The sequence below is a fragment of the Curvivirga sp. genome (assembly GCF_965219885.1).
Classification (GTDB): Bacteria; Pseudomonadota; Alphaproteobacteria; order UBA8366; family Aestuariispiraceae; genus Curvivirga.
In genome coordinates this window covers 576,032-594,864 of sequence record NZ_CBDCOT010000008.1, presented here as the reverse complement: position 1 = coordinate 594,864, position 18,833 = coordinate 576,032, and the positions used below count along the sequence as shown (strand labels likewise).

The 18,833-nt window shown below is 41.5% G+C and carries 15 protein-coding genes and 1 tRNA gene; 9 read left to right on the top strand and 7 right to left on the bottom strand.

From position 1 onward, the window contains the following. Window positions 1-100: 100 nt before the first annotated feature. From otnI to ACOQOA_RS05275, 3 genes are all read left to right on the top strand, one after another. Entirely contained in the window at window positions 101-880 is a 780-nt protein-coding gene (gene otnI, locus ACOQOA_RS05285; protein ID WP_420547601.1) for a 2-oxo-tetronate isomerase, read from the top strand. Between the two features lie 305 nt (window positions 881-1,185). Next, complete coding sequence (locus ACOQOA_RS05280; protein ID WP_420547600.1) at window positions 1,186-5,619, top strand: FecR domain-containing protein; 4,434 nt, start codon at window positions 1,186-1,188, stop codon at window positions 5,617-5,619. A gap of 82 nt (window positions 5,620-5,701) precedes the next feature. Further along, the gene (locus ACOQOA_RS05275; RefSeq protein WP_420547599.1) at window positions 5,702-6,193 is read left to right on the top strand and encodes a hypothetical protein; all 492 of its coding nucleotides are present in this window, start codon (window positions 5,702-5,704) and stop codon (window positions 6,191-6,193) included. A 4-nt stretch (window positions 6,194-6,197) separates the two neighbouring features. On the opposite strand, the gene ACOQOA_RS05270 is transcribed toward ACOQOA_RS05275, so the two are convergent. From ACOQOA_RS05270 to ACOQOA_RS05260, 3 genes are all read right to left on the bottom strand, one after another. Continuing rightward, on the bottom strand, window positions 6,198-6,740 hold the full coding sequence (locus ACOQOA_RS05270) for a methylated-DNA--[protein]-cysteine S-methyltransferase (RefSeq protein ID WP_420547598.1): 543 nt from the start codon (window positions 6,738-6,740) through the stop codon (window positions 6,198-6,200). Between the two features lie 56 nt (window positions 6,741-6,796). Next, a complete protein-coding gene (locus tag ACOQOA_RS05265; protein WP_420547597.1) occupies window positions 6,797-8,581 on the bottom strand; it encodes a HEPN domain-containing protein in 1,785 nt (594 codons plus the stop codon). 186 nt (window positions 8,582-8,767) lie between these two features. Further along, window positions 8,768-8,842: transfer RNA gene (locus ACOQOA_RS05260), tRNA-Thr, on the bottom strand. A 176-nt stretch (window positions 8,843-9,018) separates the two neighbouring features. On the opposite strand from ACOQOA_RS05260, the gene ACOQOA_RS05255 reads away from it, so the two are divergent. The 6 genes from ACOQOA_RS05255 (at window position 9,019) to ald (ending at window position 14,075) form a co-directional block, all read left to right on the top strand. Then, complete coding sequence (locus ACOQOA_RS05255; RefSeq protein WP_420547596.1) at window positions 9,019-9,891, top strand: LysR family transcriptional regulator; 873 nt, start codon at window positions 9,019-9,021, stop codon at window positions 9,889-9,891. Window positions 9,892-9,978: 87 nt separating this feature from the next. Then, complete coding sequence (locus ACOQOA_RS05250) at window positions 9,979-10,116, top strand: hypothetical protein (RefSeq protein WP_218048619.1); 138 nt, start codon at window positions 9,979-9,981, stop codon at window positions 10,114-10,116. Window positions 10,117-10,224: 108 nt separating this feature from the next. Further along, window positions 10,225-10,779, top strand: coding sequence for a dCTP deaminase (dcd, locus tag ACOQOA_RS05245; protein WP_420547595.1), 555 nt, complete (start codon window positions 10,225-10,227; stop codon window positions 10,777-10,779). Window positions 10,780-10,896: 117 nt separating this feature from the next. Continuing rightward, window positions 10,897-12,189 (top strand): UDP-N-acetylglucosamine 1-carboxyvinyltransferase, encoded by a 1,293-nt coding sequence (gene murA, locus ACOQOA_RS05240; RefSeq protein WP_420547594.1) that lies wholly within the window; start codon window positions 10,897-10,899, stop codon window positions 12,187-12,189. Between the two features lie 76 nt (window positions 12,190-12,265). Further along, a complete protein-coding gene (locus tag ACOQOA_RS05235; protein WP_420547593.1) occupies window positions 12,266-12,715 on the top strand; it encodes a DUF2948 family protein in 450 nt (149 codons plus the stop codon). 241 nt (window positions 12,716-12,956) lie between these two features. Beyond that, window positions 12,957-14,075 (top strand): alanine dehydrogenase, encoded by a 1,119-nt coding sequence (gene ald / locus ACOQOA_RS05230; protein ID WP_420547592.1) that lies wholly within the window; start codon window positions 12,957-12,959, stop codon window positions 14,073-14,075. A 96-nt stretch (window positions 14,076-14,171) separates the two neighbouring features. On the opposite strand, the gene ACOQOA_RS05225 is transcribed toward ald, so the two are convergent. The 4 genes from ACOQOA_RS05225 to ACOQOA_RS05210 form a co-directional block, all read right to left on the bottom strand. Continuing rightward, entirely contained in the window at window positions 14,172-15,200 is a 1,029-nt protein-coding gene (locus tag ACOQOA_RS05225) for a hypothetical protein (protein WP_420547591.1), read from the bottom strand. A gap of 10 nt (window positions 15,201-15,210) precedes the next feature. After that, window positions 15,211-16,773 carry a M48 family metalloprotease gene (locus tag ACOQOA_RS05220; RefSeq protein ID WP_420547590.1) on the bottom strand — a complete coding sequence of 521 codons (1,563 nt, stop codon included), beginning with the start codon at window positions 16,771-16,773 and terminating at the stop codon, window positions 15,211-15,213. Between the two features lie 90 nt (window positions 16,774-16,863). Further along, the gene (locus ACOQOA_RS05215) at window positions 16,864-17,202 is read right to left on the bottom strand and encodes a PilZ domain-containing protein (RefSeq protein WP_155153313.1); all 339 of its coding nucleotides are present in this window, start codon (window positions 17,200-17,202) and stop codon (window positions 16,864-16,866) included. 124 nt (window positions 17,203-17,326) lie between these two features. Then, window positions 17,327-18,718, bottom strand: coding sequence for a glutamine synthetase family protein (locus ACOQOA_RS05210; RefSeq protein ID WP_420547589.1), 1,392 nt, complete (start codon window positions 18,716-18,718; stop codon window positions 17,327-17,329). Window positions 18,719-18,833: the final 115 nt, after the last annotated feature.

The window sequence follows — 18,833 nt, the reverse complement described above, 5'->3', positions numbered from 1 at the left end:
GAGGCCGTTTAATTGAAAAATTAAGCGGCTTTTTCTTTGTGTTTATAATGGGTTAATGTATAGTTCGTAGAGTAATGATATGGATGGGGTTGGGGAAAATATGCCAAAATTTGCTGCGAATTTGACAGTGATGTTTAATGAATATGCGTTTCTTGATCGATTTGCAGCAGCAAGAAACGCAGGCTTTCAAGCCGTTGAATTTCTATTTCCTTATGATTATCCGAAAGATGAAGTTGCTGACGCTTTGCAACATTCCAAATTGGAAATGTCTTTGTTTAATGTTTATGCAGGTAATTGGCAGGCTGGGGAACGTGGATTAGCAGGTGACCCATCACAAAAAGGTTGTTTTATTGATGCCTTTGATCAAGCTATGGAATACGCAGTTGAATTGAAATGTAAAAAACTTCATGTGATGGCGGGATTAGTTTCCCCGGATGTTAGCATGGAAGCGCAAGAAAATTGTTTTGTTTCCAATCTGAAATATGCAGCTGAACATGCAAATGACTTAGATGTGACACTGTTGATTGAGCCACTGAACAACAGGGATGTTCCCGGGTATTTCTTACAATATTCGTCTCAGGCGAGGGATATATTGAGAAAGGTGGGGGCGCCTAACCTTAAATACCAAATGGATATCTATCATTTGCAAATCATGGAAGGTGACTTGGAACGACATATACTGAGTTTGGCGGATATCACAGGGCATGTTCAAATTGCAAATGTACCCATGCGTTGTGAGCCAGATATTGGTGAAATCAATTATAGCTATATTTTCGATCTAATTGACCAATCAGGATATGATGGTTTTGTGGGATGTGAATATAAGCCAGCAGGGAAAACTGACGCTGGATTAGGATGGTTTGCACCCTATATCAGTTGATGCTTTTAATATTAGGATTTTCTTTCTTACAAACTGTATCAATATTTCAAACTGTTACAGAGGTCCTTGATTATTTTACTAAAATTTTAACATTTAGTTGCTCTTTTTTGGATGAAAAAAGTTCTCAAATCCTGTGTTTTATAGTAGTTTCGCCAAAGGGCAGACATGATTTGTTGCGTGTTTGTGGGATTAGCTAAAGTGAAATGGTTGCTTCGTGAAGGCTAATTTATAGGGGAAGAAGTAGTTTCCTGATCATTATTTCTTTTGATCTTTTCCAGAGATACGTTTTTACAAAGGATGACCAAATGGCACGATCTATTATAGATGCAAGTGCGACCAGTGAGCGCTGGGATGAAGAAGGTACATCTTTTAACGAAAGTTCTGTGTTTTCTACGAACACGTTTAAGGACGTAACCTTTCTAGATGGCGCAGAAAGTGATGTGGTTTCACTTCCGTCACGGGATTATGTGACTGATGCGCAAATCTATCAAGAAGGATTGGATCTTCATCTGGAATTGCCTGATGGGCAAGTCGTTGTGGTTGAAGGGTATTTTGATCAAGTTGTGAAACCTACCTTGGTTGCACAAGGGGAATTAAAATTAACTTCTGAACTAGTTGAGTCTTTTATTTTACCGCTTGCACCTGGTCAGGTTGCTGAGGTTATTGATGGTCATGCTGGGGATCCTATTGGCACGGTTTCGTTTCTGTCCGGTAATGTTGTTGCTGTTCGTACAGATGGAACACGCGTTGAACTAAAGTTGGGGGACCCTGTTTATCAGGGAGATCAAATCCAAACTGATCCTAATGGTTCCGTTAAAATGCGTTTTGTGGATGAAACCGTTTTTACGCTCGGTGAAAACGCACGCTTAGCATTGGATGAACTTGTTTATGATTCTTCGGCAGGCGCGGGTCAAACAGCATTCTCTATCTTGAAAGGTAGTTTTGTATTTATGAGCGGTAATATCGCTCATAACAATTATGATGACATGAGTGTGACCACTCCGGTTGCAACGATTGGTATTCGCGGAACGACCGTATCTGGATCTGTCTTAGTTGGCGATCAGGCTTTCACTTTCTCATTGCTGGAAGGAAGTATTATTATCCAGTCTGGTGAAGAATCGATCATTTTGACAGAAAGTTTTGACACGGTAATCGGTGAGTTTTCCAATGAAGATGGTATTCGTTTCAATGCAGTTGAGCGTGCTCCTCAAGAAGTAATTAGCCATAGTAAATCCGCTTTTGGCGCTTTAAGTCCAAGTGATATTAATCGCCTTGAAAAAGTTATTGAAACAGAGATTAAAGAAGAAACCGGGGAAGTTATTGATGTGGATCTCAATAGTCTGATTGAGTCCGCAGGTGTGTCTGATGATAAACTGAATGATGAAGCAAATGACGTTGAACAACAGGCTGAGGCGGAAACGTCCAAACCGGAAGTAGACGATCAGGCTGATGCGGCTGGGACTGAAGAAAGCGAAGATGAAAATCAAGCTGGTTTAAATGCGGAAGACCTTGAAGATCTTGCAGAAAATTTGGATGAAATCGAAACCGCAGCAGGTGAAGGGGAGCTTGATGAATTTAGCGACGATGTCACGACTGTTGTTGAAGACGGTGCCAGCGGTGGCGTAGGGCAGGATGAAGGTGACGGTGGTGCAGTCACACAGGTCGTTTCGTCAGAGGATCAGGAAAGTGGCGGGAATGGTTCAAATACTGACAGCAACACATCACAAATTTCACCTACAGATACTGTAGCATCTACACCTAGTTCTTCTAGTTTTAGTATCGACTTCTCATCCAGCGTTGCGGGTGCAACTAATATTATTTCAAACAGTGTTGTCAGTGACGATAGTATCCGGGGTAGTTCTCATGGTGATGCTTTATCCGGTGGCGGCGGCGATGATTATTTATATTCCGGTGCAGGTGATGACACTGTCAGTGGTGGTGTGGGGGATGACACGATCCAAGGTGGTACAGGCGCTGGTGATGATTTCTATGATGGCGGGCAAGGCAATGATAGTTTGATTTATCCTAGTGTCGGGATAGGCCAGAAACTTGAAGTCGAGCTTGGTGTGGGCACTATTAGTGAGGATAGTGAATTTGTAACAGAAGATGTTCTGGCTGTTGCTGGTGAAGATATTATCGGTGAAATCTATAGTACGGTTACAGACGGTGAAGGATCTGACACCAATTATGTAGATAACGATATATTCGTAAATATGAACAATATCGAACTTGGTGCAGATGATGATACGATTTATGTGAATAATTCAGATTTTTCTGACGCAATGAATATCAATGTGGACGGAAAAGATGGTACAGATAACATTATCTATCAAGACTTCAACAATGTTGAATTTGCAATTAATAGTGAAACGATTGTCGCAACTTATGCCGGCATCTCCCAAACATTATCAAATATTGAAACTATTTCAGGTGATACTGACGTAACAATCTCCTATGACGGCACCAATAGCCAACTGACTTTTGCTGAGAATGATGTTGCAGGAAGCATTGCCGAGGGGGATACATTTGCCATAACGGGTCCTGTGGAAGAAGTGTCTGTGGACCTTAGCATTAATATCGTGAATGCAGGTATTCTGACCTTTGGTGGTAATATTCAAATCATAGACTTTACGCTTGATAATAGTGCGGGTGAGTTGGTGGTGGAAACAGGCTCAACATTGCGAATTGCTGATGGAGAGTTAACTGGTAATGTCACCGTGAAATCCGGTGCGGAATTATATCTGGATGCAGGTGTTTTAAGTGCAGATTTGACTGTAGAAGATGGTGCTTCGGTTTATCTTGCATCTGAAGGCGGTGCACTTGAATTTGGCGCAGATTTATCCATCAATCTTGAAGGTGACGGGGCTGTTTATCTTGATGATAGTGTCCTTGAGATCGATGGAGACCTATCTTTCGGTGGTGAATTTAATCAGGGCACGTTGGTTTTATCTGATAGTACGATCAACCTAAATGAGGATGCGCCTGTATTAGCGCCGGATGAAGCTGGCGTAGGCGGTACAATTACATCCAGTAATGTTGGTCGTAATGATCAAGGTTTTAGTGTAAGCGCCTATACAGTGAATGATGATGGTGACCTGACTGACGGGGTGGTTTCCATTAATGGAGAGGCCTTTGGTGTAACAGGCGTTAGTGCTGCTGGCGGAAATGGCGAAATCGGATATGATTATGCTAATCAGGCATCAGAAGAATTAAAGATAGAATTTGATTATGCGGTGACTTCTGCCACCGTTGATGTTTCTACACTTTATAAAAACGAAGGTAACAAATATGGCCTTCAAAATGCACATGAACAAGGTCAATGGGCGGCATATAGCAATGGCGTATTAGTTGGCACTGGTGTTTTTGTTGCCACTTCTGGCGATAACCTTGCCACAATTGATATCGATATTGATGGTAGCTTTGATACCTTGATTTTAAGCGCGACTGAATATGCATCTGGGCAGGATCAAGGCCCGGACAGTTCGGATTACTGGGTGACGAATATCAGTTATGAATGGGCAACCGAAGAAAACGGGGGGCCGGATTTACAGGAATTCGACCTGGATGCCACTCTTCGTGTAGAAGGTGAAAGCAGTGTTGTTGGGGATGTGAATGCAACAGATGGAACATTAGAATTTGTGGACGGTGCCACTTTGACGGTGACGGGTGAACTAGATCTGTCGGGCTCAGCCACAATTACTGGTGATGGTGTTTTGGATGCCGAAGGTGGTTTAAATGTTGTTGAAGGTAACTTTGAATTATCTGATCAAATTACGTTAACCTCCACTACAATTTCTGTGGCAGATAATGCGGTTCTGGACGTTAATGGTACCTTGGAAAATGACAGCGGTATTTCTGGTGGCGTAAATAGCCAGTTTATCATGCAAGATAGCGGCACTTTAATAACAGCAAGCAAGGATGGTGCACTTTCAAACATTGATTTTAGCAATCAAGGTACATTTACCGCATCAGGAACATTGGAGCTTCATTTGGGGGATGATGTGGAGCAAGATGAAGTTGGCGTTTTATTTGTTCAAGCGACGGAACTAAATGGAAGTTTTCATGATTTATATGTATTGAATGAGGATGGCAGTGATACATATACAGGCCTGAATGATGATGAAGAAACGCTTGTCGGACTTATCAGTCGTGATGATGACAGCTTTGATTTACGTCTGGTCGTGGCGGATGGCGATGGCACAGGCAGTACCGGTGACGATATTTTTGCAGGCAGCGCGGGGGATGATACAGCCGCAAGTGGATCTGCTGGTCAGGATGTTTTCTATGGCTTTGCTGGCAACGATACTTTTACCCTTTCCAATGCGGACTTTGGTGCCAATAAATCCGGTTACGCAGATGGTGGGATCGGCGGTACAGATACCTTGATCCTTGATGGAGTGGATGCTGATTTCGATTTATGGCAGGTCAATGGGTTTGAGGTGTTGGATGTGACTGATGCGGCAGACAGTTTTGATGCTAATGACTTAACAGAAGATTTTGTGTTAGGCCTGACAGAGGATCAAAACGAAGCTCTCACCGCATCTGTTGGCACGGATGGCGCGCAGAATGCGCTTATCCTGTTTGATACCAACAGTATGGATATGACCGGAAGTGAGTTTGCAGATACGGGTGAAGTTGTAACGTTAACCAATATGGGCGATTACAACGGCAGCTATTCTATTTATGAGGCTGGTGAGGCAAAATTATATGTGTATCAGCCTATAGCAGAAGTAGCATAAATAGATAGAATTCTACCGAATTATAACTTGTTCCTGAAAATTGCTTTGTTATATTAATCCCTAAGATTATTAAGGGGTTATTATGGCGGTTTGGGGTGAGCCTGAAGGGTGGCTCTACGAATATTTTGATTTAGATGAACCTGTTGAAACCTTTACAGGTTTTGAGCCTATGGTTGATCTATATCGAAGTAGGCTAAATGGTCGTTTGATGCCAAGCTGGTCAGATTTCGATGTCTTTGATTTCAGAGGCTGGCTTGGAAAAGTGAACGTGATTGATGTCACGCAAGACCCTCTGGATTTCAAATATCGGATACATGCAACCGAAGCTGTGGATCTGGTAAAAGAGGATTTTACCAATAAAACCCATCGGGAATTATCCGACCGTAATTCTTTATCAGAACAGGATATGGAATTCTATGGGATGGTTGTAAAAGAACGTAAAATTGCACGATCTTCTGGCATGTTCCCTTATGAAAATATCCGTAAACGCAAAGTAACTTTTCTTGAATTCCCACTCTCAGATGATGGTGGGGAAACAGTGACTCAGCAGATTGAGTTTTTCTTTATTTTTTAATTAGTTAAAAGAGGCTCGGCTGTTCTATTTCTTTGGCAAATATATGCCCTTCTACTTCCAATAATCTCTTCTTGATCTCAATACCACCTGCATAGCCGGTAAGGGATCCATCACTGCCGATAATACGATGACACGGGACAATGATTGAGATCGCATTGGCCCCATTGGCATTGGCCACGGCCCGAATGGCTTTTTCATCACCTAACCGACGGGATAATTCTAGATAGCTTAAGGTTTCCCCATATTGGGTCGCCAAGAGCCCATTCCAAACGGATTTCTGAAAATCGGATCCGGCAAGTAGAAGAGGGATCGTGAATTCTTTTCTCTTCCCCTCAAAAAACGCGTTCAACTCCTGTTTTGTTTGCTGCAGGACTGGAACATCCTTTGCGGTTTCATAGTCAGCTTTCAAATGCTTCTTTAACCGATTATCCACCGCATCCCGTTTCTTGCGATCATACCAGTCACACAGGCAAAGCTTATCCTTATAGCTCCCCAGTATAATCCGCCCAAAGTCGGTCTCAAAAATTTCAGTTAGGATATTGGTCATGTTTTTACGCCGATAAGGTATGAGATTGAAACTTGAATAGTAGAGCTTTCAATATTCTATTCTTTTTCTGTTGCAGGTTGATACCACCTAGATAAATTAACGTCATACTTCCATAATCGTTTTGGGTCGCTTAAATGAGTAGGTGGGTTTAAAATGCATGTCCCAAATGCGCAATGCGATTCTTCTGCATTTTCGACATATATTGAACTTGAATAGCATAGGGAGTTAATTTCATTTGGGTCTACGTGAAGAGTTAAGTATTCATCTAAGCTTGCTGGGACTGTGGTATCTTTATGAGTTGTATCGTACCAGTTTTCTATAAGCTGATTATAGTCGTGACGATATTTATAGTTTTTATTATTACCTTTATTTTCAAGGATAATAGTTTTTCTACCTCCTCTCGTTATTTTGGTAAAATCTTTCTTATTAACAGGCAAGAATTTATGAGGGGATATTTCTCTATCAATGGCAGTTTTATTTAAACGGGCTGCCCTTATCATCGGATGCATCCAATTTCCTAAGAATTTTATAATATCTTTCTCTGAAATCCCAAAGTCCTGTAATGCCCAAAAATAGAGTATGACCAATAATTTATTTTGAAGCATCATTTCATACGTAATGTTACCTTGTAATTTAGTTTTTGGTAATTCGCCATGTGCGACTTTATCTCTCAATTGCTTTATATGTTTAAAATCTTCTGGTGATAAATTAATAATATCTCGTACAGGTTGTCCCATTTTTTCATAAGTATAAGTGAAGCAAGATTCAAAGTTGGGGTATTTGGTATTCTTAATGTATTGAACTTGTTCAATAATGCTATTAATTACGTTTAGCTCTTTTCTTGAGAAGGTGTCCTGGTCAGTGGCTTCTTCTACAAATTTTTTTAGGTCACTTTTGATCTTTTTAAATTTTCCACGAGGGATTTTGTCATCTGAAGCTTGTGAAAAGGATTTGGAATATTTATCTACTAAGGATACGCAGGCTAAAAGTTCATACTGCCAGAACTTTGAAAAGTTCGATAGTTCTGGCAATCTGCACCATATATCTTGAAACTTTTCTACGTTTATTTCTAGCGCATTTTTGAAAATCATATCCCATCTATTTTCAGTAAAAAGATAATCTGCTCTAACAAAGCACTCATGTTTATGTTCAAAATTCTGATTTTCCTCATGAAATGTAAGAAAATACATTGGGTTTAAAATTTTGTCATTTTGATGATAACAGTATTCAACATTCAGAGGATATCCAGCTAGTATTGATAATAGCTGTGTAATTTTGTTGATATAAAGACGTACCTGATCACATGAAAAACATGCGTCTACTGCTTCAACGGTTATTGCCGTCTTTTGTTTTAGGGTAAAAAGTTCGTTTTTATGAGTCTTTGTTTGCGACCAGTTGTTACTTGAAATTTTTATTCGACCAAGTGAATTATCGGACAAATAAGAACTAAATTTATTAGTATTTAGATATTTTGTAATGTAGTTATCATTAGATTTGGTGAATTTACTATTGTCAAACCACTTCGTTAAACCTTGTATAACAAAGCAGAAAGATCTGAAATTTCCATCATGTGTATCTGACTTGATGATGACTTTTGGATAAATAGTGTTGGCTGCATAAATTTCACAATCAATCAATATATAACGTGTTCCGTCATGGCTAAGGGCGTGAAAAACTTTAGAATTTTCTTCTATACGAAGAAATGGATCACTAAACTCTATTACGGGTGATTTCTTTGGACGTATTTTTAGTTCGCCTCTTGATATTATACGTTCGTCAGGTGTGTATACATCAACAATTTCTGTCATTGTACTATTTAGATGTATATCATTCTCGAACATTCAAGCGGTCCTCACTACGATATGTTAGAGGTTGAAGGCATTCTAAGAATACCCAAAAACTAATTTACATTAAGGCAAGATACTAAAAAGTATAGTGTTTCTGGAGTCAATTCAATTATAGCGCGTATTATTGTGCGTTTAATGAAACGACACATAATAACTTTGGTTATATTTTGAGAAAATAAATGGTGCCGCGAGAGAGAATTGAACTCTCGGCCTCACCATTACCAATGGTGCGCTCTACCACTGAGCTACCGCGGCCGATTGTCTTTAAATCATAATATAATAGGGGAATAGATATCCCGTAAAGACCGCGCGTATATGCCATAGGCCTGTCGATCTGGCAAGATAGAAATGATCATTAAATTGAAACTTTTCATGCATGACAAAAATAGGTATATTGAAATTATCTATTATTATTTGTCATGTGAGGTGATATGTCCCGACGGTTGGAAATAGATTCACTTAGGACTTTGCAATTTGTTGTACGCTATGGCGGGGTGACCCGTGCGGCGGAAATGATGGGATTATCCCAATCAGCCGTTAGTCATAAATTACGCCGCATGGAAGAAGCTATTGAGGCTAATTTGTTAAACCGTAAGGCTGGCGCTGCGATCCTAACAGAAACGGGGGAGCGTTTATTGGCCTATGCGGATCGTATTTTAAACCTGCATGATGAAGCCTTGATGACCCTGTCCCGGCGTAGTTTAAGTGGCAAAATCCGTCTGGGTCTTTCCGAAGATGTGTTGGAAGGTTTGTCACAGATTCTGGGACGGTTTTCCCGTCATTTTTCCGAAGTGTCTGTTCACACCCAGATCGGGCCCAGTTTGTTACTGGCAAAGGATTTGGAAGAAGGATCGATTGATCTAGCTGTCTTGCAGATGTTTAAAAGCGATATGAAATCGAAGGATATCCTGCTGGAAGATTTGAATATCCATTGGGTGAAATCAAAAGATTTTATTTTGGATGAAAGTAAACCTATTCCGCTTATGACTTTCGACAAACATTGTTTTTATAAGCGCTGGGTAATGGAAAACGGTTTGACGGAAAATCATGATTTTAACATTGTGCTGGAATGTCCAAGTATTGCGGGGATGGTGTCGGCGATTCGATCCGGTATGGGGGTGTCGCTGTTAAGTGAAAAACATATCACTTCTGACATGGATATATTGGATGATGTCTTTGGTCAGCCACCAGAAACGGTGCAAGTGATCCGGGGGAATAGCCGTCAAAACACAGCAGCAGTGTCAGCCTTGATAGAGGAAATTTCACAAGAGTTTACAATTGTGAATTTGTCAGTTGTCGCCTAAACATTCTAGTACTTGTTTTCACCAATCAAATCCTTAAAATGCGCGGCTATATTCTTTAGGAAATAAAGTGTGAAAAGGGTATAAAATATGTCCGAAGGGTCTGATAAACCAAAAAAGACAAAAGCCGAAGAACGTCAGGAACGTATGGCGGCGAAACTTCGCGAAAATCTGCGTCGTCGCAAGGATCAATCCCGCGAACGTCGTCAGACAGATCAAGACGATTAAAAAAACAGATAAGAAATGTAATAAATCTGTTTCTTACCTACGAATCGTCGCATTCTTGCCGCAATCAAAAAATAGTAATTTATATGAGAAGTTCTAAAGGGGACTGCCATGTCAATCAAACCCGACCATTGGATTCGTCAACAAGCTGAAGAACACGGCATGATCGAACCATTTGTTGATAGTCAAAAACGTGAAGGGATTATCTCTTACGGTGTTTCTTCCTATGGCTATGATGCACGGGTTTCTGATGAATTTATGATTTTCACAAATGTGGATAACGCCGTTGTGGATCCAAAGAATTTCTCTGAACAGACATTTGTAAATCGCAAAACTGATGTTTGTATCATTCCGCCAAATAGTTTTGTTTTGGCCCGTACGGTGGAATATTTCCGTATTCCACGGGATACTTTGGTTGTTTGTCTTGGTAAATCTACATATGCCCGTTGCGGGATTATTGTAAACGTTACCCCGCTTGAACCTGAATGGGAAGGTCATGTGACATTGGAATTTTCCAACACAACACCGCTTCCGGCAAAGATTTATGCCAATGAAGGGGCTTGCCAGTTCTTGTTCTTCCAAGGGGATGAGGCACCTGAAGTATCTTATAAAGATCGTGCGGGCAAATATATGGGGCAGACAGGCGTTACTTTACCTCGTCTCTAAGCCGGCCACTAAGCATAGCTATTTGAAATCAGGACGCTTTATGAGCGTTAGTATTCTTATGACAAGAAGCGGAGGATTACTTTCCGCTTCTTGTGTTTAAACAATTAGGACATTGTTATGGACAGAATTGTCATTCAAGGTGGAAATCGCCTATCCGGTAAAATTCAGGTTGGTGGGGCGAAAAACGCAGCCCTTCCGTTAATGTGTGCAAGCTTGCTTACATCCGACCCAATTACGTTTCAGAATTTACCGCGCTTAGCCGATATTGAAACCTTGGCACGTTTATTAGTGCAACATGGTGTGCAAATTACCATGAATGGGGATCAAAGCAGCAAAGGTGAAAGCAAGTTTGGTCGTTGCCTAACCCTTCAAGCCAAAGAAATCACCGACACAACCGCGCCTTATGATCTGGTTCGTAAGATGCGTGCAAGTATATTAGTGTTGGGTCCGATTTTAGCCCGTTGTGGAGAGGCGCGCGTTTCCTTACCGGGGGGATGTGCCATTGGGACCCGTCCGGTTGATCTTCATCTCAAAGGTTTGGAAGCTTTAGGGGCCGAGATCGAACTGGACCAAGGTTATGTTGTTGCCAAGGCACCAGATGGTTTGATCGGGGCAGATGTGACTTTCCCATTTGTCTCTGTTGGGGCGACGGAGAATTTGATGATGGCAGCCTGTTTAGCTAAAGGTACAACGCGCTTGATCAATGCGGCTCGCGAACCAGAAATTACGGATTTAGCCGATTGCCTGATTGCTATGGGGGCAAAGATCGAAGGGGTTGGGTCTGACACATTGATCATTGAAGGCGTGGATAGCCTGCATGGTTGTACGCATTCAGTTGTAGCGGATCGTATTGAGGCTGGTAGCCTTGCAATGGCGGTTGCCGCCACACGTGGTGATGTGGAATTGATTGGTGGTCGTTTGGATCATTTGGGAGCTGCAGTTGAAGCCTTACAAAAGGCGGGGGTTGAGTTTGAAGAAACCGAAGATGGTTTCCGCGTATCATGTGAGGCATTATCAGGTACAGATGTGATGACAGAACCCTATCCGGGCTTCCCGACGGATTTACAGGCACAGATTATGGCCTTGATGACCACAACCGACGGGGCATCCATGGTTACAGAAACAATTTTTGAAAATCGTTTTATGCATGTGCCGGAACTAACCCGCATGGGGGCGAATATTAACTTACATGGGCGTTCTGCAATGATCCGCGGTGTGGATGGGATGAATGGGGCACCTGTGATGGCGACGGATTTACGTGCATCCATGTCCTTGATTATCGCAGGGTTAGTTGCAAAAGGTGAAACAATTGTAAGCCGTATCTATCATCTTGATCGTGGCTATGAACGATTGGAAGAAAAACTTGCTGCATGTGGGGCGAATATTCGTCGTGAAAAAGAACCTGATTAATTTTCAAGCTTCTATTGTGCTTTGAATCTGAAGCACTTAAACTTCCTGATACATGTTGATGTGAAATGAGGGTGAGATGACAAAAGCCTTGAAAATGATGGCACAAAATCTGGAAGATATGTCTGTTTTATCTTCCTTATGTCAGGATGCCCTGATTTCCGTTGCGGATATATCTTATAGTCAGGAACAGAAAAGCTTTGTCGCAATTCTAAATCGGTTCTGCTGGGATCAGGTGCGAGAAGGTGGCAGTGACTATTTTCGTTCTCATAGTGGTTTGCGTTTCGATGATGTAACTGCGGTTGCCTATAAAGGTTTATCCAAACAAAACACAGATCAAATTTTATCTTTGCTAACCATTGCATTTGCGCCTGATAAAGATGATCAATTAGAAGGCGCTGGTTTTGTGATGTTACAATTTGCAGATGATAAAGCAATTCGCCTTACTGTTTCTAACGTAAATGCAGTGATAGAAGATTTAGGAGAAAGATGGGGGACCGCATGGTTACCTGGACATGAAAATGCTTAAATCATTTAGATAAAAGAATTAAGAAAATTTATTAACCGCAGTCTGAGATCAGGCTGCGGTTTTGTCTTTAAATATATTCGTCTTTGATGATATCCCGCTTGAATAAAAAAACTAGTTGAGCTATATCTTTAGGCGACTTTAAAAATGTGATCACATTTATAAAGCCTATAAGAAAAACTTATATTTAAGTTACCACAAATAAATTGAGATAACTCAGTTGGGATAATTAGGAGACCAAGCCATGTTGGTAGGTGTACCAAAAGAAATCAAAAACCATGAATACCGTGTAGGAATGGTGCCATCATCCGTTCGTGAAATGATTCATCACGGTCATCAGGTGATTATTGAAACAAATGCAGGGGCAGGTATCGGTTTTAATGACGATGCTTATCGTGCTGCTGGTGCAGAAATTGTCGACACAGCGGAAGAAGTTTTCGCACGTGCAGACATGATCGTAAAAGTAAAAGAGCCACAACCAGTTGAATGCAAAATGCTGCGCGAAGGTCAATTGTTGTACACATACTTGCATTTGGCACCGGACCCAGAACAAACAAAAGGTTTGATTGAGTCTGGTTGTGTTGCGATTGCTTATGAAACAGTGACAGATACACGCGGTGGTTTGCCTTTATTGGCGCCGATGAGTGAAGTTGCAGGGCGTATGTCCATTCAAGCGGGCGCACATGCATTGGAAAAAGCACAAGGTGGTCGTGGTACGTTGCTAGGTGGCGTACCTGGTGTGGCACCGGGTAAAGTTCTTGTTATTGGTGGTGGTGTTTCCGGTACCAATGCGGCACGTATGGCAGTTGGTATGGGCGCTGATGTTACTATTCTAGAACGTAATGTTGATCGTATGCGTTATTTGGATGACGTGTTTAAAGGTACTGCAAAGACCGTATACTCAACAGTTGATGCGTTGGAAACATTAGCATGTGAAGCTGATCTTGTTGTTGGCGCCGTGTTGATCCCAGGTGCCGCTGCACCAAAATTGATCAAGCGTGATCTATTGAAACAAATGCATGATGGTTCCGTTGTCGTTGATATTGCGATTGACCAAGGTGGTTGTTTGGAAACATCTCGTGCAACAACACATGCTGATCCAACTTATATTGAAGAAGGGGTTGTTCATTATTGTGTTGCGAATATGCCAGGCGGCGTAGCACGCACATCCACATTTGCATTGAACAATGTGACATTGCCTTTCGCAATCCAACTTGCAAATCGTGGTTATAAGAAAGCCTTGGCGGAAGATACACATCTTCGCAATGGTTTGAATATCCATGAAGGCAAAGTGACTTATAAAGCTGTCGCTGATACGCTGGGATATGATTATGTCTCTGCGGAACAGGCGATTGGCTTATAAGCCCGAAATACGATTTGATCGTATTTTCCTGTAAGTAGAACTAACCCCTTATCTTGGAAAAGATAAGGGGTTTTCTTATGAGAGGGAATTGGCTTGTTATTCAGGTGCATGTGCAGGAGGAAGTTTTTCACCCAGCTTTGTATCTTCAATAAAACTCATGATAAAGTAACGCAGTTGATGCCAGAAGATACTGGTCGCAAACATTACAATACCCAAGATAATAGTGGTGATTGCCAAAGAAACATCACCATCACTGGATACAGCATTTTCTGTAACAAAATAAATTGCTGATCCTGCGTAAATAAGGCTAGCAACAATTGGTGATTTCCGATTGATCAACAGAGCAACAACAAGGATGAAAAGCAAAACACAGCCTACCAGCAGGATGGAACTATCTTCGACATTGGACAGCGTTTGTCCCAAAGCACCATGAATGATCAAGGCAGACGCAATGATATGAAGCCAAAAGGCGCAATCTGCACGTCGGGTAATGCGTTGTGGGTCTGATAAATCATAGCGCATCGCAAAGATAAAGACGACGATACCTGAGAGGAAACTAAATAGTTGAATCAGATATTGGTTGTCATAAAGACTGATGCCTAAAACCTTCCATGCTATAGTTAACATCAGGATCATTGTGGTTATAACAAGATTGGTAGCTATTAACGCAAGAGTGAAGGGTAACTTAAAGCGCCAATAAGCTGCTACCAAGATAGCTAACGGAATTAATGTATATGGGATTATGGTAAAATCAGTCGCATCGCCAAAGTCTGTTAATAAATCAATTGGTAACACTTCAATCATCCCTGCCAGCAAGGTGGTCGATACGATCATCGGCAAAATGGAACGATATTTTTTGTTTAAGATTTCCGCGGAAATCCAACCTAATACGGCAATGAAAATACCATTTAGATCATCTGGTGAAACAAGATAAATCCCAAATGCCAGTAGAAGGATGGCCAAGGTAATGAAAATGTCATTATAGCCTTTTATCAAACCAATCTTTTCATCTTGATCGGTTGCAGAGGATGATATTGATTTACGCTGGTTCATTTCCTTGAGGGCAATCACTTGTCCCTCGGTTAAAATACCTTCGCGTAAAGCTTGGTCGATATCAATTTTCATAATGTTTCACTTAATCTGTAGTGATGCTATTAACGCGAACACGAATATTTTGAGCACTAAAAGCATCCACGTTTACAAGTTGTGTCGGAATTGAAACCGCTTTGCCAGAGGCTATAGGTTGGGGAAGTTGGACAGTTGTGCGTCTTCCATCTGGTAAGCTTACCTCAAGTGTAGCGTTTCGAATAGTGAGCGGACTACGGTTTTGTAAGCCAACATATAGGCGAGTGTTTTTATCAAGCTGGCCCTGAATACGGATATACTTTCCCGGCTGTTGAGCAATTTCAAGTTTTGCAAGTTTTCGGGCTGCAGAGCGTCCATCTTGGGAGTTGGAATTTGCAACGGCAGAGAAATATTGTTGAGCAGCCTGTTTATTCCCAGCGGCTAAATTCAAATTTCCTAGGGCATAACTATTGCTTGCTGTTGGTAGAAGGTTATTTGCCGTTTGAAGAGACGATAACGCGGTACGTGTATCGCCTTGCTCTTCGGCTATTTTTGCTTTTAGCTCATAGAACTGGAAATAGTCACCACGTATTGCGAGAGCTTTATTAATCTCACGTTCTGCATCTTGGTATTTGCCCTGTTGTTCCAATGCGATTGCCCGCATCGCATGAGGGGTCGCTGACTGAGGGGATATATCTTCCGCTTGATCAATAAGGCTTAATGCAGCAAACGCATCTTTATCTTTGATTTTTACGCTGGCTTGTTCGATTTTCTCATTTGATTTTTTGAGTGAACGGATTGGCTCAATCATTTTTTGATATTCTGCCCGGTTTACAATCCATCCATCTTTAGGTTCGTATTGATTAAACTGAGTAGATGTAACTTTGTTTCTTTCAACGCGATCTTGAGAGGGAGGATGGGAGGCAAATAGCCCATCCACTATACTTAGTTTCTTATCGCCTGATAATCGCACAAAAGTCTCTTGAAGACGAACAGCAGCAGCAGGTTCATAGCCTGCTTTTGCCATATACTCGATGCCATATTTATCTGACTCATATTCAGCATTTCGACCATATCGGGTGAGGATCAGCTGACTGCCTAACATGGTGCCACCTAAAAGTACTTTTTCTACACCGCTGTCTAGGTCGGCGGTTGCCGCGCCAATCATTACGCCTGCTAGAGCAATTTGTGCGGCAATTCCTCGTTCCATGGATTTTGCACCATGACGCGCCGTGGCATGCACAATCTCATGCCCTAAAACTGCGGCAAGCTCCGCTTCATCATCCATTTCAAGGAGTAACCCCCAATTGATAGCGATTTTACCACCGGGGAGAGCCCAGGCATTTGGTACAGCATTATCCAAAACTACAAATTCATAAGGTAAATCAGGACGATGGCTATGTTTGGCGATTTTTTGTCCAACCCGATTGATATAAGCGTTTAGATCATTGAACTCAGAAAGTTCACCCCCTTGTGCTTGTTTGGTTGGTGGATATTGTTTGTCGCCGATGCTAATTTCTTCAGCCTGCGAGACCAGTTGAAACTCTTGCTGTCCTGTTACTGGATTGGTGCCACAGGCTGCAAGAATAGTCAGTGTTATTGTTAAAAAACCAACTTTGATGAAGTTGCTCAATGCCATATCCCCAACTTATGCGTAGTATCAATAAATTAGAGGAAGAATAAGGCATTTGCATGGCAAATGACAAACCAAAATGATGTGAATTTACAATCCTTTGGTGGGGTGTGTGATCAAGAATTGAATTTTTTCAAAGGCTTCCTTATCTAACCCAAGAAATTGGACCCCAAATACAGACATATCGCGATTGGCATGAATGACCTTACAGCCCAGAGTAATTGGACCAGAACTGAATTTTAAGATGCAATGTGTTTCCATGCCCGGAACAAGTCCCAAACCATCAGGTGTAAACCCCATTCCACCCATACTTATATTAATTGCTGTGCCTGTTAAACTGCCCACGACAACAGGGAGAGCCGTTTCAACGCGTTTATCTTTGCGTTTGTCCCCAGTTGGTGTCCATGAATGTAAGTATGTCTGTGACATGCCAATTCCAGAAAATAACTTAACTTATGTATAGTTGTGCGATGATTTGCGCTTTAACACAACAATTTTATAAGGTTTAAGTCGTTCTTAGCCGCAGGAAAGTTCATACTTTATTGATAGTTATCTAGACGGATCTCATATACCATTCATATTCTAAAGGTTGTATAACACGTTGGAATATTAGACATTCAGCCCGTCTGATCTGCTCATAGGTTTCGTGAAAATGTTCATCCAAATAGTGCGGTAAGATGGTTCCTGCTTTAAAAACTTCCATGGCTTTTTGCCAATAAAGAGGTAGATATTTACCATCGCCGCGTAAGTAAGCATCGCCCTTTTCAATGGGGCCTGGGTCACATTTGTTTTTTAGGCCATGATGAATACCAGCTAATACGGCAGCCATAACCATATAAGGATTGGCATCTGCTCCAGCAACCCGATGTTCAACACGTACTGATTTCTCATCGCAATGGGGGATTCGAAGCGATACTGTTCGGTTATCTACGCCCCATGCACGATTTACAGGTGCATAAGACCCTGATTGTAAACGACGATAGCTATTGGCATTTGGTGCAAAGATAAGCATTGCCTCAGGCATCGTGTCCCGAAGACCACCGATGGCATGACGTAAGGTCTCGTTCATGGGTATATTGGTTTCAGGATCGATTGGACCTGCGAAATAGTTATTTCCTTCTTCATCAACTAATGAACAATGGATATGTGTGCCGTTACCAGCTTCACCTTCAAAAGGTTTTGCCATAAATGTGGCGCAATAGTTATGTTTTAAAGCAACGTTTTTAATAATTCGCTTTAACATAACTGCGTCATCAGCGGCCTTTAATGGATCATCGCAATGGTTTAGGTTGATTTCATATTGTCCCGCCGCATATTCCTTTACTGCTGTATCAGCAGGGATACCCTGTAGGCGGCAAGCTTCGGCAATATCTGCTAGAAACTCATCATATTCATATAACTCATCAAGTGCGTAGCATTGTGTGGTGGTTTGCATGCGTTTCATACTGTTAGATATTGCCAGTTTTGCACGCCCATTTGCATCTTGCTCATTTGAAAGGATGTAAAATTCTAACTCCACGGCAACAACAGGCTTCAATCCCATATCTGTGAAAGGTTGAATGGCGTTTTGAAGAATTTTGCGCGGATCACCAAAAAATGCTTCGCCATTATCGTCATACATCGACGCCATAATTTGTGCACGTGGTTCTGCAGCCCATGGAACAATAGACAGCGTATCAGAAATTCCGAAGCATGGCAGATCAGGATCACCATCGGAAGATCCATAAGATGTTGTTTCTTCGCAATTTTGTCCTGTAGTATCCATTAAATAAATTGATCTAGGAAGGCGTATACCATCTTCGTATAGTTTGGTGGCGCCTTCAATTGTTACGCGTTTTCCACGTAAAACCCCATTCACGTCCGGGATCATCATATCAATGCTTTGTATATCCGGATGCTTTTTGAGAAACTTTTCAAGTTCCTCTTTTGTAATTCTTTTTCCCATTTTACAGCCACCTGTTGATTTTTATGTGGGACAGTTCATCTTCCCTTATGATCATCTATTGAAATCTCTATTTAATTAGATAATAATGTGATCACAAATATGAAACAACCAAAAT